This window comes from Streptomyces sp. NPDC047022 (genome assembly GCF_040644155.1).
Lineage (GTDB): Bacteria > Actinomycetota > Actinomycetes > Streptomycetales > Streptomycetaceae > Streptomyces.
Genome location: NZ_JBEYVV010000001.1, coordinates 461,546 through 487,565 on the forward strand (window position 1 = coordinate 461,546; position 26,020 = coordinate 487,565).

Consider the following 26,020-nt stretch of genomic DNA (forward strand, 5'->3'; position numbering starts at 1 on the left):
TGACGAAACGGTCACACTATGACCGGGAGTCGACGGAACCCGGACCGGCCGGGCCTGAGCTGACGGGCTGTAGCCCCTCCAGTACCGCGTCGACTATCCGTTCGGCCAGATCCTCCTCGAGGGTCCTGTCGGGGTGCAGCACCGTACGCACGAGCATGGGGCCGACAAAGATGTCGTTCATCAGCTCGAGGTCCAGGTCCGGCCGCAGTTCGCCGTTCTTCTGCCCGCGGCGCAGGACTTCGAGCGCGAGTCTGCGCCGGGGGGCGACGACGGTGGTGTGGTAGGCGGCCCAGAGCTTGGGGCTGCTCTTCATCTGCGCGTACACGTTGTGCAGCATCGCCGAGGAGCGGCTGGCGAGGCCGCGCCGCCGCAGTGCCTCCACGAGGACCACGAGGTCGTCGCGCACGGATGTGCCGGGCAGGTCGGGGTCCTTGGGCTCGCCGGCCCGCAGGACGTCGACGAACAGGTCTTCCTTGTTGCTCCACCGGCGGTAGATGGTGGCCTTGCCGACACCCGCGGTACGGGCGATGCGCTCTATCGACAGGTCGGCGAGGGGCACGCCGTCCTCCATGAGCCTCATCACGCCTTCGAGGATGGCCCGTTCGACGGCCTCACTACGGGGACGCCCCCGTACGGGGCAGTCCTGCTGGGGCCGGCTCTCCGCGAGGCTCACTTTCGACTCCGTCCTTGCTGGTCCGAGTGATTATCCACCGGTGGCATCCCCCTGTGGGCCCGACCGGGCACCCGGTCCCCCGAGTGCCCGGTCATGACGCACGGTCAGTGATCGGCCGCGACCAACGTGGGTTCCTCCTTGCCGCCGCTGTGCGGGGCGGGCGCCTTCCCGGGCAGGAACAGTGCCACGTTGATCGCGCCGAGCACCGCGACACCGGCGCCGCACAGCGCCGTGATGTGCATCGCGTGCAGGAACGCGTCGTTGGCGGGAGCGACGAGGGCCTTGCCGTTCGGGCCGAGCTTCGCCGCCACGCCGAGCGTCGCCTCGATCGACTCACCCGCGGTGTGGCGGATGCCCGCCGGCAGAAGGGAGAGCTTGTCCTGAATGCCGTTGCGGTACGCCGTCGACAGGACGGAGCCGAGGACCGCGATGCCGAGCGCTCCGCCGACCTGGCGGAAGGTGTTGCTGAGCGCGGACGCCGAGCCGGCCTTCTCGCGGGGCAGGGCCTGCATGATGACGACGCTGGTCGGGGTCATGATGTGCGCCATACCCGTGCCCATCAAGAAGAACACGACCTCGAGGATCCAGATCGGGGTGTCCGCCTTCAGCGTGGCGAACGCGGCGAGCATCGCGGCGATGATCAGCATGCCCGCGGTGGTGGTGGCCTTGTTGCCGAAGCGGTCCACCAGCAGCCGGGCGCGCGGCGCGAAGATCATCTGCGCGGCGGCCAGCGGCAGCATCAGCAGACCGGTCTGGAGCGGCGAGTAGCCGCGCACGCTCTGGGTGTAGAAGACGGAGAAGAACGTCACGCCCATCAGCGCGAAGAAGACCAGCGCGATGGCAGCGATGGCGGCGGAGAAGACCTTGTTCTTGAAGTACGTGACGTCTATGGACGGGTGGTCGCTGCGCTTCTCGAACACGACGAAGGCGGCGAGCACGGCGAGACCGGCGGCTATCGTCGCCAGGACCTTGGCGTCGGTGAAGTCGGCGAGCTGACCGCCCTTGATGATGCCGTAGACGAGCAGGACCAGGCCGACGACCGACAGGACGACGCCGATGGGGTCGACACGGCCGGGGCTGGGGTCGCGCGAGTCGGGGACGAGCCAGATCATCAGCGCCAGGGCGAGGATCACGATCGGCACGTTGACCAGGAAGACGGAGCCCCACCAGAAGTGGGCGAGGAGCACACCTCCGGTGATGGGGCCGATCGCGACGGCGAGACCGACGCCGCCGGCCCAGATACCGATGGCCTTGGGCTGCTCGTCGCGCTCGAAGACGTTCATGAGGACGGCGAGCGTCGCGGGCATCACGAAGGCGGCACCGAGGCCCATGAGGGCGCGGAACGCGATGAGCTGAGCGGACGAGCCCGACTCGGCGGCGAGCGCCGATCCGGCACCGAACACCGCGAGACCTGCCAGCAGTGTCTTCTTGCGGCCCAGGCGGTCGCCCAGGAGACCGGCGGTGAACAGCAGGCCGGCGAAGACGAGGGTGTAGGCGTTGATCGCCCACTCCAGCTGGCTCTGGGTGGCACCCAGACCGGTAGGCGCCGGGGAGGAGATGGTCTTGATGGCGACGTTCAGGATGGAGTTGTCGAGCACCACGATCAGCAGGCTGAGCATCAGCACACCGAGGATGGCCCACCGGCGGCGGTGGACGGCCTCGGGAACCCGCCGCTCGACAGGGGCAGCAGGGGTAGTCATGCATAGGAGGTTAGGCGACTTCCGATACGGAACGGTCTCGTATCGGAATACTTTACGGAGCCTTTATCGCGGGGGTGCGCCGTGGTCGGTCGCGCAGTCCCCCGCGCCCCTGCCGGGAGACCTCCCGTACGCCGTCGTCCGCGGGTGCGTCGTGGGGATTCGCGCAGTTCCCCGCGCCCCTGTCAGCCACTCCGGCAGGGGCCCTCCTGGGTACGCCGTCGTGCGCGTGTGTGTGCGGAGCGTGGTCTTCAGGGGCGCGGGGAACTGCGCGAACTGCCACGACGGACCCGCAGGGACGACCCGCCCCCGAGCGGAGCGCCCCTGTACTAGCCGGGGCGTGGCACGAAGTGCCACCATGGGGAGTGGTCCGGGGACGCCGACAGGGCGCCTCGAGATGACAGAAGGAGCGTTGCTATGACGCAGCTTCCCGCTGCCCAGGGGCAGCCCGACAGCAGCAAGGCGCTGTACGGAGGCAAGAGCACCCGCCGCATCACCGTGCGCGACATCGCCGCCGCCAAGGAGCGCGGCGAGAAGTGGCCCATGCTCACCGCCTACGACGCGATGACCGCCTCCGTGTTCGACGAGGCCGGCATCCCGGTGATGCTCGTCGGTGACTCCATGGGCAACTGCCACCTCGGGTACGACACGACGGTACCCGTCACCCTCGACGAGATGACGCTGCTCTCGGCCGCGGTCGTACGGGGCACCAAGCGCGCCCTGATCGTCGGCGACCTGCCCTTCGGCTCGTACCAGGAGGGCCCGGTGCAGGCGCTGCGCTCCGCCACCCGCCTGGTCAAGGAGGCCGGGGTCGGCGCGGTGAAGCTGGAGGGCGGTGAGCGTTCGCACCGCCAGATCGAGCTGCTGGTGGAGTCCGGGATCCCGGTCATGGCGCACATCGGCCTGACCCCGCAGTCCGTGAACGCCATGGGCTACCGCGTGCAGGGCCGTGGCGAGGAGGCGGCGCAGCAGTTGCTGCGTGACGCCAAGGCGGTGCAGGACGCGGGCGCGTTCGCGGTCGTCCTGGAGCTGGTCCCGGCGGAGCTGGCCGCCGAGGTCACCCGCACCCTGCACATCCCGACCGTCGGCATCGGCGCGGGTCCCGAGACGGACGCGCAGGTGCTCGTGTGGACGGACATGATGGGACTGACCGGCGGCCGGGTCCCGAAGTTCGTGAAGCAGTACGCCGATCTGCGCCAGGTCATGGGGGACGCCGCCAAGGCGTTCGCCGCGGACGTGGTGGGCGGAACGTTCCCGCTTGAGGAGCACTCGGTGCACTGAGTGCCCTCTTCCGGCGCCCCAGGGGCGCACAGCAGCCCGCCGATCGTCCCCCGTCGGCGGGCTGCTGCCGTAGCCGACGGCGGATGTCAGCGTTCTGTCGGTGCCCAGGGCCCGCTGTAGGCGGGCTGTCGGCGGTTTGTCGGTGGTGGCTGACACAGTCCGTGGCATGACGCGAATCGACAAGAACCCCAGCGACGCCGCCCCGGGCGCGGCCGTCACCGTACGGGGGCTGGTCAAGCACTACGGCGACACCAAGGCACTGGACGGCGTCGACCTGGATGTGCGCGAGGGCACCGTCCTCGGCGTGCTCGGGCCGAACGGCGCCGGCAAGACCACGCTGGTGCGCTGCCTGTCCACCCTCATCACCCCGGACGCGGGCCGGGCGACGGTCGCCGGCTTCGACGTCGTCCGCCGGCCCCGGCAGACGCGGCGTGTGATCGGCCTCACGGGCCAGTACGCCTCGGTGGACGAGAAGCTCTCCGGCTTCGAGAACCTGTACATGATCGGCCGGCTCCTCGACCTGCCCCGCAAGGAGGCCAGGGCCCGCGCCGAAGGACTCCTGGAGCGGTTCTCGCTCACGGAGGCGGCCAAGCGCCCGGCCTCCACGTACTCCGGCGGCATGCGGCGGCGGCTGGACCTCGCCGCCTCGATGATCGGCCACCCGGCGGTCCTCTACCTCGACGAGCCCACCACCGGTCTGGACCCGCGCACCCGCAACGAGGTGTGGACCGAGGTGAAGCGGATGGTCGCCGAGGGCGCGACCGTACTGCTCACGACTCAGTACATGGAGGAGGCCGAGCAGCTGGCCTCCGAGCTGACCGTCATCGACCGCGGCAAGGTCGTCGCGGCCGGCCGTGTCGACGAGCTCAAGGCGAAGGTGGGCGGCAGGACGCTGCGCATCCGCCCGGCCGACCCGCTGGAGCTGCGCCCGACGGCCGCCGCGCTGGACGAGTTCGGCCTGACCGGTCCCGGCAGCGCGGCCGTGGACAGCGCGACCGGCACCGTCCTCGTGCCGATCCTCAGCGACGAGCAGCTGACCGCGGTGGTCGGGGCGGTCACCGCCCGCGGCATCACGATCGCCGACATCTCCACCGAACTGCCCAGCCTGGACGAGGTGTTCCTGTCCCTGACCGGCCACAAGGCCGGTGCCCCGCAGGACGCGTCCCCCGCCCGTGAGGAGGTCGCCGTATGAGCACGGCAACCGTCACCGCCCGCCCCGCACCGATCGCGGACGACCGTATCGGGCTGCGCGGCAATCTGCGCCATATCGGCGCGCTGGTCCGCCGCAATCTGCTGTGGATCCGCCAGGACCCGGAGTCGATGTTCGACGCGGTCCTTTTCCCGATCGTCTTCTGCCTGCTGTTCGTGTTCGTCTTCGGCGGCGCGATCGCCGGCGCCGACAACCGCCACGCCTATGTGAACTACGTGGTCCCCGGCCTGATGGCGATGATGGGCATGAACATCGCCCAGGGTGTCGGCACCGGATTCAACGAGGACTTCCAGAAGGGCGTCATGGACCGTTTCCGGTCCCTGCCCATCAGCCGGGGTTCCGTCCTGATCGCCAAGATCACCGTGGAGATCGGGCGGATGCTGGTCGCCACCGCTGTCCTGCTCGTGGTGGGCTTCCTGCTGGGTCTGTCGGTGTCGAACGTACCCGGCCTGTTCGCGGCCATCGGCCTGTCGATGGTCTTCGGCTTCGGGGTCATGTGGATCTTCCTGACCCTGGGCGTGGTGATGAAGAGTGCCCAGGCCGTCCAAGGGATGGGGTTCCTTGTGCTGATGCCGCTGCAGTTCGGTTCGTCGATCTTCGCCCCGACCAGGACCATGCCGGGCTGGCTCCAGGCCTTCACCGACTACAACCCGCTCTCGACGCTCGCGGACGCGGCCCGTGGCCTGATGAACGGCCACGAGCCGGTCGCCCACGACGTGCTGATGACGCTGGGCTGGTCGGTCGCCCTCACGGTGGTGATGGCGCCCATCGCCATCCGCAAGTTCACGAACAAGACCTGAGCCGCCCCGCGGCAGGGCGATCCGCGTCATACGAGGGCGACGGCCTCCTCGGGGGAGAGGCCGTCGCCCTCCGCGTATGCCGCCTCGTACGCCGCCTCGCCCAGCGCGGCGAGGGCACCGGCCTCCGCCCGCTCGCGGATCTCACGTTCCGCCGGGCCGCGGACATGGCCCGGCGGCAGCAGCCGGTCGCAGGCCGCCAGGCAGCGCACCGCGTCACCGGCCCGGCGTCCGCCGTCCCAGTGGGTGAGCACGATCGCGGCGGTGGTCAGATGCAGCGAGATCATGTGCGGCGCGATGACCCGGCTCATCCGGTCCAGGGACCGCTCGAGCGCGGCGCGCACCTTCGGCAGGGCCTCGTCGTGCCGACCGTCCTCCGCGTCCAGCCATGCCTCCATGCCGAGCACGAATCCGTCGAAGAAGACGAAGGTGGAGGCCCCGAACTCCTCGCGCAGCAGCCGGAGCTGCTCGCGTGCCTCGGCGGTGCGCTCCGTGCGGCCGAGCCAGGTCGCCAGGAACAGCCGGGCGGCGGGCCTGGCCTCGCTGAAGGTGCTGGTGGACTCCTCGATGGTCTGGCGCAGCAGGCGCTCGCCGCGCTCGCTCTCCCCCGCGTCGATCAGCACGTTGCCGAGGCGGGCGGCGAGCACGGCCTTCTGGGAGAGGGCACCGAGGTGCTCGGCGTGCTCCCGGGCGGCCTCGTAGTCGGCGGCGGCGGGCAGGTAGTCGCCGCAGCGCTCGCGTGCCTCACCCCGGGCGGACAGGGCCTCGGCAGCGCCCCAGGCGTCCCCGATCCGCTGGAAGATCTCCAGCGCCTCCTCCGCGTCCCGGGTCGCGTCTCCCGCCCAGGCACCCCGGTTGGCGAGGATATTGGCCCGTGACTGCAGGGCCTGGCCCAGCTCCCAGGTGTAACCGAGTTCGCGGCAGGTGCGCACGGTCTGGTCGATGACGGCCCGCACGCGGTCCTCGTCGGCGCTGAACAGGACGGCGAAGAACCAAAGGAAACCGGGCATCCGGCAGGTCTGCGGCTGGCCGGGCCGGTAGGTCTCGCTGATGACGCGCAGTTTCTCCTTGGCCTCCTCCGTCTCCCACGCCTGCATGTCCATGTCCATGCAGGCGAGATGGACGAGATGGGCGCCGCGCCGGGCCTCGTCGAGAACGTCCGGGCTCATCGGGGGCGGGGCGTCGGTGCAGCTCTCGTGGAGGTCCGGCACCGGCTGGACGGGCGCCGTGAAGGGGTCGGGGCCCAGTTCGGTGACCGCGCTGGACCAGGTACGGGCCTCGGTGCGCAGGTCGACCATCTGCCAGTACCAGCACAGCGACAGCAGCAGGCACAGCGCCTCGTGCTCGTCCCGGGCGGCGAGGGCGTGGCGCAGGGCGGTGCGCAGGTTCTCGTACTCCGTCCGGAAGCGCCCGATCGCTGCGCGCTGGCCCGGTGAGCGCAGCAACGGGTCGGTGGTGCGGGCGAGTTCGCGGTAGTACGTGAGATGGGCGCGTTCGGCGGCAGGCCGCTCACCGGACGCGTCGAGCCGCTCGCCCGCGTACTCGGCGACGGTCTCGAGGAGCCGGTAGCGCATCTCCCCCTCGGTCGCGGGCTCGGCCACCACCAGCGACTTGTCGACCAGCGAGCCGAGCGCGTCCAGCGCGGCGGGCCCGCACACGGCCTCGGCGGCGGTCAGGTCGCAGCCGCCGGCGAAGACGGACAGCCGGCGCAGCACCGCGCGTTCGTCCTCGTCGAGGAGGTCCCAGGACCAGTCGACCACGGCGCGCAGGGTCTGCTGGCGGGGCAGCACGGTGCGGCTGCCGGAGGTGAGCAGCCGGAAGCGGTCGTCGAGCCGGTCCGCGATCTGGCGCGGCGAGAGCATGCGCAGCCGCGCCGCGGCGAGTTCGATGGCGAGGGGCAGTCCGTCGAGCCGGCGGCAGATCTCCGCGACGGCCTCGGAGTCGTCCTCGACTCGGAAGCCGGGCCGGACGGCGGCGCCGCGGTCGGCCAGCAGTTCCAGGGCGTACGGCTGCGGAAGCGGCCCGAGGGGGCGCAGTCGCTCCCCGGGGACGCCGAGGGCCTCGCGGCTGGTGGCGAGCACCGTCACGCCGGGGCAGTGTCTGAGGAGGTGTTCGACGAGCCGCGCGGCGGCGTCCACGACATGCTCGCAGTTGTCCAGGATCAGCAGCATGCGGCGCCGTGCGCAGTGCTCGGCGAGCCGGACGAGGGGGTCGTCGTGCCGGTCGGCGGCGGCAGCGCGCATCTCCTCGGCTCCGGCGCCGCGCAGCACGGTCTCACGTGCCCCCAGTGCGGCGAGCACGGCCTCGGGGACGTCCTGAGGAGCCTCCACCGGAGCGAGTTCGGCCATCCACACCCCGTCCGGCACGGTGTGCGCGACGGCCTCGGCGGCCTCCTGCGACAGCCGTGTCTTCCCGGCCCCGCCGGGCCCGAGCAGGGTGACGAGCCGGGCAGCGGCGAGGTCGTCGCGCAGGGTGCCGATATCGCCGTCCCGCCCGACGAACGAGGTGAGCCGGGCCCGGAGATTGCCGGGAGGTGCGAGGGCGACGGCGCCCGCCGAGCCGGGGGGCGCGAGGGCGACGGACCCCGTTCCGCCGGGTGGCACCGTGGCCCGGGGCGCCGGGTCGAGGACGGCGGCGGGCGGCCACGACACGTCCCGCTCCTCAGGCCGGAGCAACTCCCCGTGCAGAGCCCTCAGTTCGGGCCCGGGGTCGGAGCCGAGGCGGTCCGCGAGCAACTGCCGTACGTCCTCGTAGGCGGCCAGCGCCTGAGCCGTGCGGCCCGCGGTGTGCAGGGCGCGCAGCCGTATCGCCTGGAGGGGCTCGTCAAGGGGGTGGAGGTCGCACAGCGCGGTCAGTTCCGGCAGGTGCCGCTCGCCGTCGCCGAGGGCGAGTGCGGCGCTCAGCCTGCCCCGGCGCGCGTCCAGGCGGCGGGTCTCCCAGCGGGCCGCCTCGGCGGTGCGGTCAGGGAGGTCCGCGAGGGCGGGCCCGTGCCACAGGGCGAGGGCGTCGTCGAGGACGGCGGCGGCCTTCGCGGGGTCGCCGTCGGCCAGTGCGCGCAGCCCCTCACCGGCGAGCCGCTCGAAGCGGTGCAGGTCCACGTCGTCCTGTGCCGCGGCCAGCCGGTACCCGCCGTCCGCCGACTCCACCGCGTCCGCGCCGAGCGCCCTGCGCAGTCGGCCGACCAGCGCCTGGAGGGCACCGGTGGCGTCGGCGGGCGGGTCGCCGTGCCACACCTCGTCCACGAGGAGAGCGGCGGGCACGGTCCGGCCGGCCCGCAGCGCGAGGACGGTCAGCAGGGCACGCAGCCGGGCCCCGCCGACCGGAACGGGACTGCCGTCGGAGCAGAGTGCTTGGGTGGTACCGAGGATGCGATAGCGCACGGGCCCATTGTCCCTGTCGGCGTCAGCGCGGGTCACGGGGCCGGTGCGGTGCGCCCCGGACTCCTCGAGGCGGGCCAGGACGCCCGGCGCCGCTGCCCGGACCGCCTCGGGAGGCGCTCCACCACCTCCGGCGACCGCCGGGGCACTCCGTGGGCCGATCCGCGTAGAACAGCGTTCAGGTCCCCATCCCCCTGCCGTCTCCGGAACCAGGTACCGTTCGCGAGACGTTTTCGGGATACGCCCGGTACGGCCGGGCGGTCCTCGACAGGAGCACGAGTCCAAGGAGCCCCATGACCACCGCCGCGACCCGGCGCAGTGACCGCAGGATCAGTCCCGTCTTCGTCGGGCTCCTCGCCGTGACGGCGGTCACCGGCTGGGCCACCTGGAGCGGCTTCGCCGAGAAGCCCGGTGTGGCCGTGTTCCTGTTCGTGACGGCCGCGTGGATCGTCTCGCTGTGTCTGCACGAGTACGCCCACGCGCGCACCGCGCTGCACAGCGGCGACATCTCGATCGGCGCGAAGGGCTATCTCACGCTCAATCCGCTGAAGTACACGCACGCGCTGCTGAGCATCGTCCTGCCGGTGCTCTTCGTGATCATGGGCGGGATCGGTCTGCCGGGCGGTGCGGTGTTCATCGAGCGACACCGCATCCAGGGGCGCTGGCGGCACAGCCTGATCTCCGCGGCGGGCCCCCTGACGAACGTCGCGTTCGCAGTCGTGTGCACGGCCCCGTTCTGGCTGCACGCGCTGGACGGCGTACCTCTTGAGTTCCGGTACGCGCTGGCGTTCCTGGGTCTGCTCCAGGTCACGGCCGCGCTCCTGAACTTCCTGCCGGTGCCGGGACTGGACGGCTACGGGGTGATCGAGCCCTGGCTGTCGTACGGCGTGAAGCGCCAGGTGGAGCCGTTCGCGCCGTTCGGGCTGCTCGCCGTGTTCGCGATCCTGTGGATCCCGTCGGTGAACACCGCGTTCTTCGATGCGATCCACTCACTGCTGGGCAGCCTGGGCATCGACGACCTCAGCGGCTACTGCGGTCAGGAGCTGTACCGCTTCTGGCAGCCCACTCCCGACATGTGCGTCAGCCAGTGACCGACTCGCCGCGCCCACGGCCGCGGCCCCGGCGGGCGTAGTACCAGGTCATGTTGGAGGAGAGCCCCGCGAGCAGCACCCAAACGATCCCCACCAGCCAGGTGCCCTCGACGAAGGCGACGACGGCCGCCGCGACGGCGAGGATGCACACGACGAGGGCGTAGAGGGCGAGGCGGGGCATGGGGGTGGGCTCCTGACGGGCGGACGGCGTGGTCGTACGGCGTCCAGTGTCCCCCATGCCCGCCCGCGCACTACACGTCGGTCACCCGCAGGCCGGCGTGGGCCTTGTAGCGCCGGTTGACGGAGATCAGGTTGGCGACGAGGGACTCGACCTGGTGGGCGTTGCGCAGGCGTCCCGCGAAGATGCCGCGCATGCCGGGGATGCGCCCGGCCAGCGCCTGCACGATCTCCACGTCGGCGCGCTCTTCCCCGAGGACCATGACGTCGGTGTCGATCTGGTCGACCTCCGGGTCCTGGAGCAGTACGGCGGACAGATGGTGGAAGGCGGCGGCGACCCGGGAGTCCGGCAGCAGCGCGGCGGCCTGCTCGGCGGCGCTTCCCTCCTCCGGCCTGATCGCGTAGGCGCCCTTCTTGTCGAAGCCGAGCGGGTTGACGCAGTCGACGACCAGCTTTCCGGCCAGTACCTCGCGCAGGGATTCGAGCGTCTTGCCATGGCCCTCCCAGGGCACGGCGACGATCACGATGTCGCTGCGCCGGGACGCCTCGGCGTTGTCGGCGCCCTCGACGCCGTGGCCGATCTCCTCGGCGGCGGCCTGCGCGCGCTCGGCGGCACGCGAGCCGATGATCACCTTCTGGCCGGCCCTGGCGAGCCGGTAGGCGAGGCCCTTGCCCTGCGGCCCGGTGCCGCCGAGCACGCCGACGACGAGCCCGGAGACATCGGGGAGGTCCCAGGGGTCCTTGGCGGGGGCCTTGGGTGCGCTGTCGCTAGAGGTACCAGGGGTGCTAGAGGTCATGGGCCGACTCTACGTGCGGCCCCGCCCCGCCCGCCGCTCAGGTGAGGGCCGCCACCGGAATTCCGCGGAAGGCGATCGTCCCGTACGCGCCGAAGTCGCCCTTCCCGTGGAGCAGCCCGGCGGTGGATGAGGGCGAGCCCCCGCCCGGGCCGGGCGAATTTTGGGGTGAACCCCGGTTCAGGCGTGCCCGGTTGCGGCAGGATGCCATCGCATGGACGCCGTACGGGTCGCCTTGCTGCGCGAAGTGCTCGCCGGGACCGAATGGATGGGGGCCACCCGGCGGTTCGCGGGGACGCTGCGGACCTCCGTGGTGTCGTACGGCGGCGGGCTGCTGCTCGTGGGCACGGAGGAGTACGAGCCGTGGCATCTGGCGGCGCACCTGGTGGACGAGGCGGCCTGGTCCGGGACGCCGGAGCTGTCCCCGACGCTGGTGCGCCACGGGGCGCGGGCCTCGGATCCGGCGCATCTGGCGGTGGGGCCCGGACGGCTGTCGGCGGCGCGGCGCGGTGAGACGCTGCTGGTGGTGTCGCCCGCCGCTCCGGGGCCCGGGCTTCTGGAGCGCGTCCATGACGCGCGGCGCGCCGGGGCGACGGTTCTGGCGCTGGACGCCGGGGACCGCGACCTCACGGCGATGGCGCACGAGTCGCTGGCGGTCCCCCGGGACACCGACCTGGACCTGGACACGGTCCAGCACCTGGTGAGCGCGGCGGCCGGGGAGAACGCCCTGCCCGCTCCGCGCGGCCGGCACCGCTTCCGGGACCGGCTGTCCCGGCTGGCCGATCTGCTGACGTCACCGCCCCCGCCACGGTGGTGAGCGACAGGAAATCCGGTTGCCCGGGGCTCCGGATCGGCTGAGCATGTCCCGTCGTGACCGAAGACGCCCCCGCACCACCCCTGTCCGTATCCGCCGCGCCCGTGTCCGCGCGAAACTCCCGACTGCGTGCCCTGCTTCCCGACCTCGCGCCCTGGCGTGCCTCGGCGGATTTCCGCAGGCTGTGGCTGGCCGGTCTGATCACCAACTTCGGCACCTTCCTCAGCTTCGTCGCGCTGCCGGTGCAGCTCAAGGACCTCACCGGCTCCGCGGCGGCCGTGGGTGCGATCGGCGCCGTGGAACTCGGCCCGCTGATCGTCTTCGGCCTCTACGGGGGTGCCCTCGCCGACGCGTACGACAAGCGGAAGCTGATCCTTTTCACCGAGGCCGGGCAGGGGCTGCTGGCCGCCGCGCTGCTGGTGAACGCGCTGCTGCCGGAGCCGGGCGTCTGGCCCCTGTACGCCGTCGCCGCCCTGGACTCGGCCCTGAGCGCCCTCCAGCGCCCCGCCCTGGACTCCCTTCTCCCGCGCATCGTCGCGCACGAGGACCTGCCGGCCGCCACCGCGCTGAACTCGCTGCGCTGGACGGTCGGCGGGGTGGCGGGGCCCGCGCTGGCGGGCGTGGTCGTGGCGTACGCCGGACCGGGCCCGGCGTACGCCGTGGACCTCCTGACCTTCGCGGTGTCGGTGGTGCTGGGCCTGGGCCTCACGGCGTCACCCGCCTCGCACGAGGCCGCCGCGCCGTCGCTGCGCTCGATCGCGGAGGGCGCGCGCTACGCCTGGGGGCGCAAGGAGCTTCTGGGCACGTACGTCGTCGACATCGCCGCGATGCTGTTCGCGATGCCGCTGGCGGTGCTGCCGTTCCTGGCCGACGACCTGCACGCGCCATGGTCGCTGGGCCTGATGTACGCGAGCATGCCCGCCGGGGCGCTGATCGTGTCGCTGACCAGCGGCTGGACCTCGCGGGTCCACCGGCACGGCCGGATGGTGGTCCTCGCGGCGGCGGCCTGGGGGCTCGCGGTCGCGGCGGCGGGCGTCGCGGGGAACGTCTGGCTGGTACTCCTCCTGCTGACCCTGGGCGGCGGGCTCGACATGGTCAGCGGGATCTTCCGGGGCGCGATGTGGAACCAGACGATTCCCGACGAACTGCGCGGCCGACTGGCCGGTATCGAACTGCTGTCGTACTCCGTCGGCCCGCAGCTGGGCCAGGTCCGCTCGGGTGGCATGGCGGCCTGGCGGGGTGTGCGGACGTCGGTCTGGTCGGGCGGGGTGCTGTGCACCGGCGCGGTGGCGCTGCTGGCCCTGTGCCTGCCGGGGCTGATGCGCTACGACGCCCGTACCAACGAGCACGCGGTACGGCTGAGGTCGCAGCGGACGGCGACGGCGGCCTGAGCCTCCCGAAGCGGGCGGGACCGCCGGTGCCGCCCGCTTCGGGAGCCCTCAGTCTTCCTCGCGCTCACCGGCGGGCGCGTCATGCCACCGGGGGTCCGTCTCCCACTCCTCGTTCCGCTCGCGCGCGATGTCCATCGCGTGCTGCGCCTCCTCACGGGAGGCGTACGGCCCGAAACGGTCCTTCGCGGGGCACTCGGGACCCTCTTCGACCTTCTGGTGGACCAGGCAGTAGTACCACTCGCCGGGCTTCCCGGCGGCCCGCTTCTTGAACAGCGCCATCGACGGAGCTCCTTTCACCACGGCCCATGCTCCCGCACACCCGCTGGATAGACTCGCTGGCATGTCTGGCCAGTCACTGCTCGTACCGGGAGAGCTGTCTCCCACCCGTTCCGTACCCGGAAACATCCGCCGCCCCGAGTACGTAGGAAAACCCTCGCCGACCCCGTACTCGGGTCCCGAGGTGCAGACCCCCGAGACCATCGAGGCGATGCGCGTCGCCGGGCGGATCGCGGCGCAGGCGATGGCCGAGGCCGCGAAGATCATCGCGCCGGGTGTCACCACGGACGAACTGGACCGGGTGGCGCACGCGTACATGTGCGACCACGGCGCCTACCCGTCGACGCTGGGCTACCGCGGCTTCCCCAAGTCGCTGTGCACCTCGGTCAACGAGGTGATCTGCCACGGCATCCCGGACTCAACGGTGCTGCGCGACGGCGACATCGTCAACCTGGACGTGACGGCCTACATCGGCGGCGTGCACGGTGACAACAACGCCACCTATCCGGTCGGGGACGTGGACGACGAGTCCCGTCTGCTGGTCGAGCGCACCCGGGAGTCCCTCGACCGCGCGATCAAGGCCGTGCGGCCCGGCCGCCAGATCAACGTCATCGGACGCGTCATCGAGTCGTACGCCAAGCGGTTCGGGTACGGCGTCGTGCGGGACTTCACCGGGCACGGCATCAACTCGTCGTTCCACTCCGGACTGATCGTCCCGCACTACGACAGCCCGCACGCGACGACCGTGATGCAGCCGGGGATGACCTTCACGATCGAGCCGATGCTCACGCTCGGGACGCACGAGTACGACATGTGGGACGACGGCTGGACCGTGGTGACGAAGGACCGCAAGCGCACGGCGCAGTTCGAGCACACGCTGGTCGTCACGGAGACCGGGGCGGAGATCTTGACGCTTCCGTAGGGCCCCGTCGGGGGCGTGTTGCAGACAGCGGGTGCGTGGCGGCTTCGCGCGGTTCCCCGCGCCCGTGCCACGGCACGCCGTGGCACGGCACGCTTCGCGCGCATGCCGCTGACCGTCAACGCCCCAGACGCACTCGTCCGCCGACCTCCACCCAGCCCTCCGGCTGCGGCGCCGTCAGGATCTGCGAGCCCGCGCCCTGGGTGATGTTCAGGGCGCGGCCCAGCCGGTCCGTGAGCAGCAGCGCCGCCGCGCCCGTCGCCTCGTCCTCCTCGATGCCGTCGTCACGGCCGGGGAAGCCACGGGCGCGCACGCGGCCGGCCGCCTCGTCCTCCCACGCCCAGGCGTACCGCCACTCCCCGGCCGGAGGGACCGGCAGGCGGTCCACCTCCCCGGCGGTCGCGTACTGCCGCAGCGTCCGCGGCGGCGCCCACTCCGGGCGGGCCTCGATCCAGCTGAACTCGCCGTCCAGCCGCGCGCCCACCACCCCGGCGGGCGTGACGAGTTCGGGCACGTCGAGCAGCCAGGCGGCGCCCACGCAGGGGTGCCCGGCGAACGGCAGCCGCAGGGTGGGGGTGTAGATGTCGATGACACCGCGCTCGGGGTCGTCGACGAACACGGTCTCGCTGAAGCCGAGCTTGGCGGCCAGCGCCTGGCGGTCGTCCCGCTCCGGCACCGTGGAACCGTCGCGGACGACGCCGAGTTCGTTGCCGTGTCCCCCGCCGGGTCCGCAGAAGACCCGCAGTACGTCGTAGTCAGTCACTCGGGCATTCAAACATCGCCCGGGCAGGCCGCCGTCCGCCGTCTCGAACCGGGGGCCGCGACGCCCCGCCGGACAGCCGGTGTGCGAAATCGCGGACCCGGGGGATGTGGGTGAGGTAAGGCTCAGGTAACTTAGGCAAGCCTCACCACACCGTCCGGGCTGCCTCTCCCCCGAGATGCCCGCCGTTCGCCACCTGGAGCACGCATGCGAGCCGTCAGACACACCGTCGTCACCGCAGTCGCCGCCGCGGCCGCCCTGACCTCCGTCACGGCCTGCACCGCGAAGAGCGACGCCAAGGACGGCGACGGCATCCAGGTGACGGCGGCCGACTCGAAGTGCGACACCTCGGCCACGTCCGTTCCGGCGGGCCAGGTCACGCTGAAGATCGAGAACAAGGGCTCCAAGGCCACCGAGGTCGAGATCCTCTTCCCGGACGACCGGATCGTCTCCGAGAAGGAGAACATCGGCCCGGGCACCACGTACACGCTCACCGCCGAGGTGAAGGCCGGTTCGTACGAGATCGCCTGCCGTCCGGGCATGAAGGGCCGCGGCGTGCGGCAGAAGCTCACGGTCACCGGCGGCTCGGCCGCCAAGCGCGACCCCAGGCTGGACAAGGCCGTCGCCGACTACCGCGAGTACGCCCAGGAGCAGGCCGACGCCACGGTGCCGCTCGCCGAGACCTTCGCGAAGGCCGTCCAGGCCGGCGACATGGAGGCCGCCAAGAAGGCGTACAGCCCCTCGCGCCTCGGCTGGGAGCGCACCGAGCCGATCGCCGAGTCCTTCGGTGACATCGACCCCAAGACCGACACGCGCGCCGACGGCCTGGAGGCCGGCCAGAAGTGGACCGGCTGGCACCGCCTGGAGAAGGCCCTGTGGCAGGACAAGAAGATCGGCGCCGAGGAGAAGGCCGTCGCCGGTCAGCTGGTGACCGACCTCAAGGACTGGCAGAAGCGGGTCGGCAAGGCCGAGATCACCCCGACCTCCATGGCCAACGGCGCCAAGGAACTGCTGGACGAGGTCGCCACCGGCAAGGTCACCGGTGAGGAGGACCGTTACTCGCACACCGACCTGGCCGACTTCAAGGCCAACGTCGAGGGTGCGCAGAAGGCGTACGAGCTGCTGAAGCCGGTCGCTCAGAAGAACGACGCCGCCCTGACCCAGGAGCTGGACAAGCAGTTCGCGGCGCTGAACACGCTGCTCGACAAGTACCGCACGGACAAGACGGCGTACGACTTCACCTCGTACGACAAGGTGACCGAGGACCAGCGCAAGGAGCTGTCGGACTCGGTGAACGCACTCGCCGAGCCGCTGTCCAAGCTCGCCGCCGCCGTCGTGAAGTAAGGGACGGAAAAGGGCAACGGGCACATCGAGGGACAGTAAGGGACCTGGAAGCATGACGGACACGGACACGGGCGCGGACATGGGCGCGGACATGGGTACGGACACGGACTCGGGCATCTCGCGGGAGGCCTCCCCCGCGCCTTCCCGGCGTGCACTGATCGGCTGGGGCGGTGCGGGGCTCGCGCTCGGCGCCGCCGTCGCCGGCGGTGCGGTCGCGGTGGCCGGTACGGGCGGCGACGCCGCCCCGGACGAGGCCGCCATGGGTGGCGCCGTGGAGTTCCACGGCGCGCAACAGGCGGGTATCGCCACTCCCGTGCAGGACCGGCTGCACTTCGCCGCCTTCGATGTGAAGACCGACGACCGTGCCGAGTTCGTCCAGATGCTCAAGGACTGGACGGATGCGGCCCGGCGGATGACCTCCGGGAAGGCCATCGGCGACGGCGCGTACGGCGGTCTGGCCGAGGCTCCGCCGGACGACACGGGTGAAGCCCTGGGCCTCAAACCGTCGCGGCTGACGCTGACGATCGGTTTCGGTCCCTCGCTGTTCGACAAGTTCGGGCTGTCCGGCAAGCGCCCGGGGGCCCTGGTCGACCTGCCGCAGTTCCCCGGGGACAACCTCGACAAGTCCCGCACCGGCGGCGACCTGTGCATCCAGGCATGCGCGGACGACCCGCAGGTCGCCGTGCACGCGATCCGCAACCTGGCCCGCATCGGCTTCGGCAAGGTCGCCATCCGCTGGTCCCAGCTCGGCTTCGGCAAGACCTCCTCGACGACCCCCGGCGCCCAGACCCCGCGCAACCTCATGGGGTTCAAGGACGGCACCCGCAACATCGCGGGCACGGAGCCGGACCGGCTGAAGAAGTTCGTCTGGGTCGGCGACGGCGACGGGCCGCACTGGATGACCGGTGGCTCGTACCTGGTCGCCCGGCGCATCCGGATGAACATCGAGACCTGGGACCGCACCTCTCTCCAGGAGCAGGAGGACGTCTTCGGCCGCGACAAGGGCGAGGGCGCGCCGGTCGGCAAGGCGAAGGAGCACGACGAGCCGTTCCTGAAGGCGATGAAGCCGGACGCGCATGTCCGGCTCGCGCACCCCGAATCGAACAACGGGATAACGATCCTGCGCCGGGGCTACTCCTTCACCGACGGCACCGACGGGCTCGGCCGTCTGGACGCGGGCCTGTTCTTCCTCGCCTACCAGCGCGACGTGCGCAAGGGCTTCATCCCGCTCCAGCGCCGCCTGTCGGCGTCCGACGCGCTCAACGAGTACATCCAGCATGTGGGTTCGGCCGTCTTCGCCGTCCCGCCCGGCGTCCGCGACAAGGACGACTGGTGGGGCCGGACGCTGCTGACCGGGGAGGCGTGAGCCAGTGTTCTCCAACTACCTGATCGGCCTGCGTGAAGGGCTGGAAGCCAGCCTCGTCGTCTGCATCCTGATCGCCTATCTGGTCAAGACCGGCCGCCGGGACGCCCTCAAGCCGATCTGGGCCGGGATCGGCATCGCGATCGCCATCGCTCTGGGCTTCGGCTGCGTCCTCCAGTACGGCTCCCAGGAGCTGACGTTCCAGGCGCAGGAGGCGCTCGGCGGTTCCCTGTCGATCGTCGCGGTCGGCCTGGTGACCTGGATGGTCTTCTGGATGCGGCGCACCGCCCGGCACCTGAAGTCCGAACTCCACGGCAAGCTGGACTCGGCCCTGCAGATGGGCACCGGCGCACTGGTGGCCACCGCGTTCCTCGCCGTGGGCCGCGAGGGCCTGGAGACCGCGCTGTTCGTCTGGGCGTCGGTGCACGCGGCGAGCGACGGCACCCCGCGCCCGCTGATCGGCGTGGCCCTGGGCCTGGCCACGGCGGTCCTGCTGGGCTGGCTGTTCTACCGCGGCGCGCTGAAGATCAACCTCGCCAAGTTCTTCACCTGGACCGGCGGGATGCTGGTGGTCGTCGCGGCGGGCGTGCTCGCCTACGGCTTCCACGACCTTCAGGAGGCCGACTGGCTCCCGGGCCTGACGAACCTCGCCTTCGACATCAGCGGCACGATCGAGCCGGACAGCTGGTACGGCACGCTTCTGAAGGGCGTGTTCAACTTCCAGCCCGATCCGACAGTTCTCCAGATCACGGTGTGGGCTCTGTATCTGGTCCCCACACTCGCGGTGTTCCTCGCCCCGGTAGGGTTCGCCTCCGGGAAGGGGAAGGTGAAGGTCACTGATGAGCAGGGATCGCGGGGACCGCAGGGATCGCAGCCCTCGAACGCTTCGTAGTGCAGGCGGCCGCGTCGTCGCGGCGACGGCCGTGGTGGCCGCCGTCTCCCTGACGGCGAGCGGCTGTGTCGTGGTCCACGGCGAGCGCGAGGTCGTGCCGACGGCGACACGGGCCGAAGCCGCCCGCGCGCTGGGCGACTTCCTCGACGCGTACAACGAGGCGGACAGTACCGACGACCGCTCCAAGGACGCGGCCCGCGTCACCGGCGCGCTCGGCGACATCGATGGCGGCAAGCTGGCCGCGGGGCACAGGAACAACCCCGGCGGCAACCCGTCGCACAGTCCGCTGAAGCTGACCGACGCGAAGTTCACGATCCCCGAGAAGGCCGGCTGGCCGCGCTGGTTCGTCGCCGACGCCCACGCCAACAAGGGCAGCGCGGAAGCCCATTGGCTGCTCGTCTTCACCCGCTCAGGGCCGGACAAGGTGTGGGCGGTGTCGTATCTGACGATCCTCGCGGCCGACGCCGTACCGGAGTTCAAGAAGGACAAGGACGGCTGGGCGGAGCCGGTGCCCGTGGACGACGCGGCGCTGGCCGTGCGACCCGACAAGCTCGGCTCCGCCTACACGGCGTATCTGAAGTCCGGCGGCGACACGTTCGTCCCCGGCCCGCACACCTCGCAGTGGCGTGCCACCCGTCAGCAGAACGCGCGCAGGCCGGGGCTGGTCCGGCAGTACGTCGACGAGCCGCTGACGAACGGCGACTACGCGCCGGTGGCACTGCGCACCAAGGACGGGGGCGCGGTGGTGTTCTTCACGACGCGGCACTACGAGAAGCAGACGGCCTCGCAGGGCGTGCCCCGCGATGCCTCCGACCCGACCATCAAGGCCCTGCTGAGCGGTGACGTGCATCAGTCGCTGACGCTGACGACCGTCTCCAACGAGGCGGTGCTCGACCCGGCGCAGGGCAAGGTGACGTTCCTGAGCCGGGTGGAGGGCCTCACGGGCGCGAAGGGCGAGTGAGGCCGAGGGCCCGGCCCCGGACCCGGACCCCGGTCCGGACTCGCACTCGAGCCCGTCAGGCGATCCAGGCGTTGGTCAGACCGAGGACCGCGGAGCCGTCCAGGTCGGTGAGCTTGGTGCCCACGAAGCCACGGGCCCAGTCGGAGGTCTGGAGACGGAAGGCGGGCTCGTCCGCGGTCAACGCCTCCATCACCGACTCGGCGGCGCCCTCGGGGGTCTGGGCGGCGCTCCCGGAGAACTGCGCGATCGTACGGTTCAGGTAGGCGCTCAGCTGGGGCGCGTAGACCCCGGCCTCGGCGACGGCGCCTTCCAGGTCGACGCCGACGTTGGCGACGAACTCGGTGGCCACGGCTCCGGGTTCGATCACGGAGACGGACACACCGTGCGCCGCCGCCACGGGGGCCAGGCTCTCCATGTATCCCTCGACGGCGAACTTCGCCGCGCAGTACGCCTCGTTGAAGGGCTGGCCGATCACGCCGCCGACGCTGGTGACGGTGATCAGACGGCCGCCGGTGGCACGCAGGTGGGGCATGGCCTCCCTGGAGACGTTGAGCACGCCGAAGAAGTTGACCTCCATGACCTTGCGCACCTCGGCCACGGACTCGTTCTCCATGGTGCCGAGGTGTCCGGCGCCCGCGTTGTTGACGACGGCGTCGAGGCGCCCGTGGTCGGCGAGCACGCCCTCGATCGCGGACCGGATCGACGCCTCGTCCGTGACGTCGAGCCGACGGATGTCCAGCTCCACGCCCGCCTCGGCGGCGGCCTTGCGCAGGGCGTCGGAGCGGCTCGGGTCACGCAGCGTGGCGACCGTGGTCCAGCCGGCGCGGGCGGCGGCGACGGCGGCGGCGAGACCGATGCCGGAGGAGGTGCCGGTGATGAGGACGACCTTGGAGGACTGGGACTGGGAAGACATGGGGTGGCCCTTCGTTCGGACATGCATTTGAGTGCGTGTACACACACCATAATGCATATACGTGCGTGTACACGCAACCGCTAAGCTGACTACATGACGAAGAAGAAGCTCGCGCAGGCGGAGATGCCGGACGCCGACTACGCCTTCTACGGGCTGGTCTGGGCCGGTACCACCCTGACGGACCGCGTGGACCGCGCGCTCAGCAAGGCGCACGACCTTCCCGTCTCCTGGTTCGAGGTCCTGCTCTGGCTGGCCTCGAGCTCCGACCCCGTCCCCGCCTCGGTGCTGGGCAACAGCACCATGCTCAGCCGCAGCCAGGTCTCGCGCGTGGTCGACGCGCTCCAGGGCCGCGGCCTGGTCACCCGCACCCCTTCACCCCGCGACGCCCGCTCCGTCGAGGTCTCCCTCACCCCGGAGGGCCACCGCCTCTTCGAGGCGGCCGACGCCACCCGCCGCGCCTGCCTGGCCCCCGTCTTCACGGACCTCCTGGACGAGGACGACCTGCGGGCGCTCGGCAGGGTCTGGCAGAAGCTGAAGGCCAACAAGGAGGCCTAGGGTCTTTCGTTTGGATCAGGCCGGATCGACCGGCGCCTCCATCGGGCAGGGGCGACGGGCCGCACACGACAACGCACCGCAACAACCTCACAGGGGCGCGGCGAAATGCGCATTCAGTGGTGCGGCCACCCCGCGAGCCCCGACTCCTCCCCCGCATACCGCGCACACGCATCGGTCAGCGCCTCGAGCACACTCAACGGATCCGGAAGCGCATGCTCCGGCCCACGTACCCACTCCACCGTCAGGTCCCCCGGCAACTGCGCGGGCGGCAGCAGCACGTACGAGCCGCGGCAGTGCCAGCGGAGCCCGGGATGCTCGTCCATCGTCTCGGGACGGCAGTCCAGCTCGCACGGCCACCACTCGTCCTCGTCCTCGGGCGTACCGCGGGTGAGCGTGAAGAACAGCGCGCGCCCGTCGCCGGTCACGGCGACCGGCCCCACGTCCACGCCGGCGGCGAGCAGCCGCTCCAGCGCTTCCTCGCCCGCCACGCGCGGGACGTCGAGCACGTCGTGCACCATCCCGGTCGCGGTGATGAAGTTCGCCTGGGGCTGGTTCCTGGCCCAGCGCTCGATCTGCGCCCTGTCCGTGGTGGACTGCGTCTGCCAGGCGAACGAGACCGGATGGCGGGCGGGCGTGGGACAGCCGACACGGTCGCAGGAGCAGCGGAACCCGACGGGGTGCGCGGCGGGCGCGAGCGGCAGGCCGGCGGCCGCGGCAGCCAGCAGCATCGCCTCGCGGCCACCGTCCCCGGCGTTCTCCGCGGGACGGGCGGGGCGTCGGCCGCGCAGCCACTGGGAGATCCTGCCCTGCGCGCCCGCGCGGCGGCCGAACTCTGCGCTCATCTGTCCCCTCGCCTCGCTGGGTGGTCCGGAAGCATGTCGTACATGGTCCCACCATGCCGGGGCTTACGTGACCGGAGGGTACGTTTTGCCCTCCGGTCCACCTTCGGGGTTACCGCGCGCTCAGAGTGCGTCTGCCCGGTGTCAGTCGCCCTCGGGCGGGGGCCAGGCCGCGCCCCACGTGGTGTCGCGGGCCGCTCGGTAGAGGGAGCCGTGGCGTTTGGTCACCGTTTCGCGGTGCAAGCTCTCGTCCGGGCCGCACAGGTCGAGGAGGACCAGGCCCTTGCGGATCTGCGGTTTGCGGACGACCCGGGAGGCGGCCGGGGCAGCCGGGAGACGGGTGGCCGCGACGTAGCTGAACTTCTCGTCCTCGTAAGCCAGTGATCCGCCCTTGACCTGCCGGTGCAGTGAGGAGCGGCTCACCCGGGCCGAGAAGTGGCACCAGTCCTCGCCGGGGACGATGGGGCAGGCCGCGCTGTGCGGGCAGGGGGCGGCGACCCGGAATCCGGCGCCGATCAGCCGGTCGCGGGCCTCGATGACGCGGGCGTAGCCGCCCGGGGTGCCCGGCTCCACGATCACGACGGTCCGCGCCGCGGCGGCCACGGTGTCGACCAGTCCGGCGCGGTCGGCGTCGGTGAGCTCGCCGAGGACGTACGAGACCGTCACGAGATCAGTGCTCTCCAGCGAGAGCGCCGATCCGATACGAGAGCGGCGCCACTCGGCGGTCTTCAGGGCCGGGTTCGCCGCGGCGATCTCCCGTCCCAGCGCGAGCGCGGGCTCGGCCCAGTCGAGCACAGTGACCGGGCGGTCGCCGTCCCAGGTGGCGCTGACGGCCCAGGTCGCCGCGCCCGTCCCGCCGCCGATGTCCACATGGCTCGCCGGCGACCATCCGGGCGCGGCGTCGGCGAACGCCTCCAGCGCCGCGCACACCGCCTCGAATGTCGCGGGCATCCGGTACGCCGCGTACGCGACCACGTCCGCGCGGTCCCGCAGGACCGGTGCGTCGGTCGGGGTCCGGCCCCGGTAGTTGGCGATCAGCCGGTCCACGGCCTGGGCCGCCTGCCGGGGCGGCAGTCCGTCGAGCAGCCCGGCGAGGGCGGCGCGCAGGGAATCGGCTGGGGAGGCGGGGGCGTTCACCCGCAGATTCTCTCAGGTTCGCCCAGGTCCGCCGGACCAGGTTCCCTCAGGTCTCCCGGACCGCCCGTGCCAGCCGGTTCGCCGCCGCCACCCGCACCCGGTTGTCCACGACGCCGCGCCGGGGATGCACCGTGTTGGCCAGCAGTACGAGGTAGGTGTCCGTCGCCGGGTCCAGGACCAGGGACGTGCCCGTGAACCCGGTGTGCCCCGCCGCGCCACGGCCCGACAGTTCCCCCATGAACCACGGCTGGTCCACCGCGAACCCCAGTCCGGGCGGGGCGAGCATGAGGGCGACGGAGGCGGGACTCAGGATGCGTGCGGGGCCGTAGGAGCCGCCCGACAGCAGCGTGCGGCAGAAGACGGCGAGATCGCGTGCCGTGGAGAAGAGTCCGGCATGGCCGGCGACCCCGCCGAGCGCCCACGCGCTCTCGTCGTGGACCTCACCGCGCACCATCCCCCGGTCCGCCTTGGCCCATGGCGGTCGCTGGTCCTCCGTGGCCGCGGCGCCCGGCCTCGGCCCGAAGCCCGTCGCGGCCATCCCCAGCGGCCGTGTGATGCCGTCGCGGACGAGCACGTCGAGGGTGTGTCCGGTGACGCGTTCCAGCGCGTACTGCAGGAGCAGCAGGTTCAGGTCGGAGTAGCGGTAGGTGCCGGGCGCGTCCACCGGTTCCTCGGCACGCAGCAGCGCGAGCCGCTCCTCCTGCGACGAGCAGGCGTACAACGGGAGTTCCGGCCGCAGCCCGGACGTGTGGGTCAGCAGCCTGCGCACCGTGATGCCATGCCGCTCCGCCGCCGACCGGAACTCCGGCAGGTACTCCGCCACCGGCGCGTCCAGGCCGAGCGCTCCGCGCTCCAGTTGCTGGACCGCGGCGACCGCCGTGAACAGCTTGGTGAGGGAGGCCAGGTCGAAGGGCGTGTCAGCGGTCATCGGCACCCGTGCCCGGGGCGGCAGCTCGATGCCGCGGTCCGTGGCCGCGTCGTAGGCCGAGTACCGCACCGCCCAGCCGACCGCCTCCTCGACGGCGATCACCGGGCCGCGCCCGGCGACCACCACGGCGCCCGGGGCCCAGGGGTGCTCCCCTTCGACGCCCCTGACGACGGCGTCGTGGACCTCGCTCACCAGCAGACGCAGTTCCTCCGGATCGAGCCCTGCCCTCTCCGGGGTGTCCACGCGCAGTTTCGGCCCGCTCAGCTCACTTCTCCCGCTCTCTTCGGGGCGCCGGAACGGGGGTGCCCCCGGTCTCCGCGCTCACGTACCGGCTCCAGGGACGGCACAGTGCCATGAAGCAGACGCCGGCCACCACCGCCGCCGCCAGTTGGACTACGGCCATCGGGACGGCGGTGTGCTCCCCCGCGATCCCGACGAGCGGCGAGGCGACGGCGCCGATGAGGAAGGAGGACGTGCCGAGCAGCGCGGACGCCGCTCCGGCGTGCTCACGGGTGCGCATCAGGGCCAGCGCCTGGGTGTTGGGCAGGGTGAGGCCCATCGCCGACATGAGGACGAAGAGCGCTACGGCGACCGGCACGAGCCCGGTGTGGCCGAGGACGCCCGTCGAGATCAGCAGCAGTGTGGTCGCGGCGAGCGTGATGACCGTGAGGCCGGTCGCCAGCACCTTGTCCAGGGAGACCCGGCCGACCAGCACCTTGCCGTTGATCTGCCCGGCGGCCACCAGGCCCACCGAGTTGAGGCCGAAAAGCAGGCTGAAGGTCTGCGGGGAGGCGCCGTAGATGTCCTGCATCACGAACGGGGACGCGCTGATGTACGCGAACAGCGCCGCGAACGCGAACCCGCCCGCGATCGTGTAGCCGGTGAAGACCCGGTCGGCCAGCAGGGACCGCATGGCGCGGAAGGCCTCCCCGGCTCCCCCGCCGCGCCTCCGGCCGGGCGCGAGGGTCTCCGGCAGCCTCACCCACACGAGCGCCGTGAGCGCGATACCGACGGCCGTCAGGACGACGAAGACGCCCCGCCAGTCCGTCACGCGCAGGATCTGCCCGCCGATCAGGGGCGCCACGATCGGGGCGGCCCCGGAGATCAGCATGAGGGTGGAGAAGAACCGGGCCATGGCCACGCCGTCGTACAGATCGCGGACGACGGCGCGCGCGATCACGATCCCCGCCGCGCCCGCGAGCCCCTGCAGCAGGCGGAACGTGACGAGTGCCTCCACCGATGGCGCGAGCGCGCACAGCGCCGTGGCCACGACGTAGATCGCGAGGCCGATGAGCAGCGGGCGGCGGCGCCCCCACTTGTCGCTCATCGGGCCGACGAGCAACTGGCCGAGCGCCATTCCGGCGAGGCAGCCGGTGAGTGTGAGCTGCACGGTCGCGGCGGGCGCGTGCAGCGATGTGGTGACCTCCGGCAGGGACGGGAGGTACATGTCCATGGCCAGCGGGGGCGTCGCGGTGAGGCCGCCGAGGATGAAGGTGACGAGGAGGCCGGTACGGCGGTGGGCGGTGGCCTGTGCCGGGGATACGTCGCCCGGGGTGCTGAGGGCGGTGGGCGCGGTGTCGGCGATGCGGGCGGGTGTGTCCGGACGGGCGTCCGCGATGCCGCCTTCGGGTATGCCGCCGTCCGCTGTGCCGTCCTCCGGTATGCCTCCGTCCGGCTCTCTGTCGTCGTGCGCGGTGCGGCCACGCTCCGGCATGTGTCCCTCCCTGTTCCTCGGTTCCGCCACTTATGCTCTCAGCCCGTGCAAGGTGGCCGGTCCGCGCGGGGCGGCCGGGGCGGTGCGGCGAGGGGCGGACACGGTGGTGGGGACGAC

General features: G+C 71.8%; 24 protein-coding genes. 12 read left to right on the plus strand and 12 right to left on the minus strand.

What is annotated here, in order from left to right:
• Window positions 1-16: 16 nt before the first annotated feature.
• Window positions 17-673, minus strand: coding sequence for a TetR/AcrR family transcriptional regulator (locus tag ABZ845_RS02050; protein WP_360971912.1), 657 nt, complete (start codon window positions 671-673; stop codon window positions 17-19).
• A gap of 104 nt (window positions 674-777) precedes the next feature.
• A complete protein-coding gene (locus tag ABZ845_RS02055; RefSeq protein WP_360971914.1) occupies window positions 778-2,373 on the minus strand; it encodes an MFS transporter in 1,596 nt (531 codons plus the stop codon).
• Window positions 2,374-2,787: 414 nt separating this feature from the next.
• Between ABZ845_RS02055 and panB the strand changes: the two genes are divergently transcribed.
• The 3 genes from panB to ABZ845_RS02070 all read left to right on the plus strand — a co-directional run bounded on the left by panB (window position 2,788) and on the right by ABZ845_RS02070 (window position 5,661).
• On the plus strand, window positions 2,788-3,651 hold the full coding sequence (gene panB, locus ABZ845_RS02060) for a 3-methyl-2-oxobutanoate hydroxymethyltransferase (protein ID WP_360971916.1): 864 nt from the start codon (window positions 2,788-2,790) through the stop codon (window positions 3,649-3,651).
• A 166-nt stretch (window positions 3,652-3,817) separates the two neighbouring features.
• Window positions 3,818-4,843 (plus strand): ATP-binding cassette domain-containing protein, encoded by a 1,026-nt coding sequence (locus ABZ845_RS02065; RefSeq protein WP_360971918.1) that lies wholly within the window; start codon window positions 3,818-3,820, stop codon window positions 4,841-4,843.
• On the plus strand, window positions 4,840-5,661 hold the full coding sequence (locus ABZ845_RS02070) for an ABC transporter permease (protein WP_360971920.1): 822 nt from the start codon (window positions 4,840-4,842) through the stop codon (window positions 5,659-5,661). The genes ABZ845_RS02065 and ABZ845_RS02070 overlap by 4 nt, the downstream gene beginning before the upstream one ends.
• A gap of 26 nt (window positions 5,662-5,687) precedes the next feature.
• On the opposite strand, the gene ABZ845_RS02075 is transcribed toward ABZ845_RS02070, so the two are convergent.
• Window positions 5,688-9,038 (minus strand): BTAD domain-containing putative transcriptional regulator, encoded by a 3,351-nt coding sequence (locus ABZ845_RS02075; RefSeq protein WP_360971922.1) that lies wholly within the window; start codon window positions 9,036-9,038, stop codon window positions 5,688-5,690.
• 290 nt (window positions 9,039-9,328) lie between these two features.
• On the opposite strand from ABZ845_RS02075, the gene ABZ845_RS02080 reads away from it, so the two are divergent.
• Window positions 9,329-10,126, plus strand: a complete 798-nt coding sequence (locus ABZ845_RS02080; protein WP_360971924.1) for a site-2 protease family protein — start codon at window positions 9,329-9,331, stop codon at window positions 10,124-10,126.
• Here ABZ845_RS02080 and ABZ845_RS02085 read toward each other — a convergent pair.
• The gene (locus ABZ845_RS02085; protein ID WP_360971926.1) at window positions 10,116-10,364 is read right to left on the minus strand and encodes a hypothetical protein; all 249 of its coding nucleotides are present in this window, start codon (window positions 10,362-10,364) and stop codon (window positions 10,116-10,118) included. The two genes, ABZ845_RS02080 and ABZ845_RS02085, sit on opposite strands and share 11 nt — an antisense overlap.
• Window positions 10,365-10,377: 13 nt before the next feature.
• Complete coding sequence (gene npdG, locus ABZ845_RS02090) at window positions 10,378-11,100, minus strand: NADPH-dependent F420 reductase (protein WP_360971928.1); 723 nt, start codon at window positions 11,098-11,100, stop codon at window positions 10,378-10,380.
• Between the two features lie 211 nt (window positions 11,101-11,311).
• On the opposite strand from npdG, the gene ABZ845_RS02095 reads away from it, so the two are divergent.
• A complete protein-coding gene (locus ABZ845_RS02095; RefSeq protein ID WP_360971930.1) occupies window positions 11,312-11,914 on the plus strand; it encodes a hypothetical protein in 603 nt (200 codons plus the stop codon).
• A 101-nt stretch (window positions 11,915-12,015) separates the two neighbouring features.
• Entirely contained in the window at window positions 12,016-13,302 is a 1,287-nt protein-coding gene (locus tag ABZ845_RS02100) for an MFS transporter (RefSeq protein ID WP_360972432.1), read from the plus strand.
• Window positions 13,303-13,350: 48 nt separating this feature from the next.
• Here the strand turns inward: ABZ845_RS02100 and ABZ845_RS02105 are convergent, their stop codons facing one another.
• Complete coding sequence (locus tag ABZ845_RS02105) at window positions 13,351-13,581, minus strand: hypothetical protein (RefSeq protein WP_360971932.1); 231 nt, start codon at window positions 13,579-13,581, stop codon at window positions 13,351-13,353.
• A 61-nt stretch (window positions 13,582-13,642) separates the two neighbouring features.
• Here ABZ845_RS02105 and map point away from each other — a divergent pair, with 61 nt between their 5' ends.
• Window positions 13,643-14,500 carry a type I methionyl aminopeptidase gene (map, locus tag ABZ845_RS02110; protein ID WP_360971934.1) on the plus strand — a complete coding sequence of 286 codons (858 nt, stop codon included), beginning with the start codon at window positions 13,643-13,645 and terminating at the stop codon, window positions 14,498-14,500.
• 115 nt (window positions 14,501-14,615) lie between these two features.
• On the opposite strand, the gene ABZ845_RS02115 is transcribed toward map, so the two are convergent.
• Complete coding sequence (locus ABZ845_RS02115; protein WP_360971936.1) at window positions 14,616-15,260, minus strand: PhzF family phenazine biosynthesis protein; 645 nt, start codon at window positions 15,258-15,260, stop codon at window positions 14,616-14,618.
• Between the two features lie 204 nt (window positions 15,261-15,464).
• Here ABZ845_RS02115 and efeO point away from each other — a divergent pair, with 204 nt between their 5' ends.
• The 4 genes from efeO to ABZ845_RS02135 all read left to right on the plus strand — a co-directional run bounded on the left by efeO (window position 15,465) and on the right by ABZ845_RS02135 (window position 19,817).
• Complete coding sequence (gene efeO, locus ABZ845_RS02120; RefSeq protein ID WP_360971938.1) at window positions 15,465-16,601, plus strand: iron uptake system protein EfeO; 1,137 nt, start codon at window positions 15,465-15,467, stop codon at window positions 16,599-16,601.
• A 79-nt stretch (window positions 16,602-16,680) separates the two neighbouring features.
• Complete coding sequence (gene efeB, locus ABZ845_RS02125; RefSeq protein ID WP_360972434.1) at window positions 16,681-17,967, plus strand: iron uptake transporter deferrochelatase/peroxidase subunit; 1,287 nt, start codon at window positions 16,681-16,683, stop codon at window positions 17,965-17,967.
• Window positions 17,968-17,971: 4 nt separating this feature from the next.
• Window positions 17,972-18,856: an iron uptake transporter permease EfeU gene (efeU, locus tag ABZ845_RS02130; RefSeq protein WP_360971940.1), complete on the plus strand. Its 885-nt coding sequence runs from the start codon at window positions 17,972-17,974 to the stop codon at window positions 18,854-18,856.
• The gene (locus tag ABZ845_RS02135) at window positions 18,804-19,817 is read left to right on the plus strand and encodes a hypothetical protein (RefSeq protein WP_360971942.1); all 1,014 of its coding nucleotides are present in this window, start codon (window positions 18,804-18,806) and stop codon (window positions 19,815-19,817) included. Before efeU ends, ABZ845_RS02135 begins: the two co-directional genes overlap by 53 nt.
• Window positions 19,818-19,872: 55 nt before the next feature.
• Here ABZ845_RS02135 and ABZ845_RS02140 read toward each other — a convergent pair whose 3' ends face one another.
• On the minus strand, window positions 19,873-20,730 hold the full coding sequence (locus ABZ845_RS02140) for an SDR family oxidoreductase (RefSeq protein WP_360971944.1): 858 nt from the start codon (window positions 20,728-20,730) through the stop codon (window positions 19,873-19,875).
• Between the two features lie 93 nt (window positions 20,731-20,823).
• On the opposite strand from ABZ845_RS02140, the gene ABZ845_RS02145 reads away from it, so the two are divergent.
• On the plus strand, window positions 20,824-21,285 hold the full coding sequence (locus ABZ845_RS02145) for a MarR family transcriptional regulator (RefSeq protein WP_360971946.1): 462 nt from the start codon (window positions 20,824-20,826) through the stop codon (window positions 21,283-21,285).
• Window positions 21,286-21,398: 113 nt separating this feature from the next.
• Here ABZ845_RS02145 and ABZ845_RS02150 read toward each other — a convergent pair whose 3' ends face one another.
• From ABZ845_RS02150 to ABZ845_RS02165, 4 genes are all read right to left on the minus strand, one after another.
• A complete protein-coding gene (locus ABZ845_RS02150; protein WP_360971948.1) occupies window positions 21,399-22,127 on the minus strand; it encodes a bifunctional DNA primase/polymerase in 729 nt (242 codons plus the stop codon).
• A gap of 141 nt (window positions 22,128-22,268) precedes the next feature.
• Complete coding sequence (locus tag ABZ845_RS02155; protein ID WP_360971950.1) at window positions 22,269-23,261, minus strand: small ribosomal subunit Rsm22 family protein; 993 nt, start codon at window positions 23,259-23,261, stop codon at window positions 22,269-22,271.
• A gap of 46 nt (window positions 23,262-23,307) precedes the next feature.
• Window positions 23,308-24,432, minus strand: a complete 1,125-nt coding sequence (locus ABZ845_RS02160; protein ID WP_360971952.1) for a serine hydrolase domain-containing protein — start codon at window positions 24,430-24,432, stop codon at window positions 23,308-23,310.
• A gap of 22 nt (window positions 24,433-24,454) precedes the next feature.
• Window positions 24,455-25,903: a multidrug effflux MFS transporter gene (locus tag ABZ845_RS02165; protein WP_360971954.1), complete on the minus strand. Its 1,449-nt coding sequence runs from the start codon at window positions 25,901-25,903 to the stop codon at window positions 24,455-24,457.
• Window positions 25,904-26,020 lie beyond the last annotated feature (117 nt).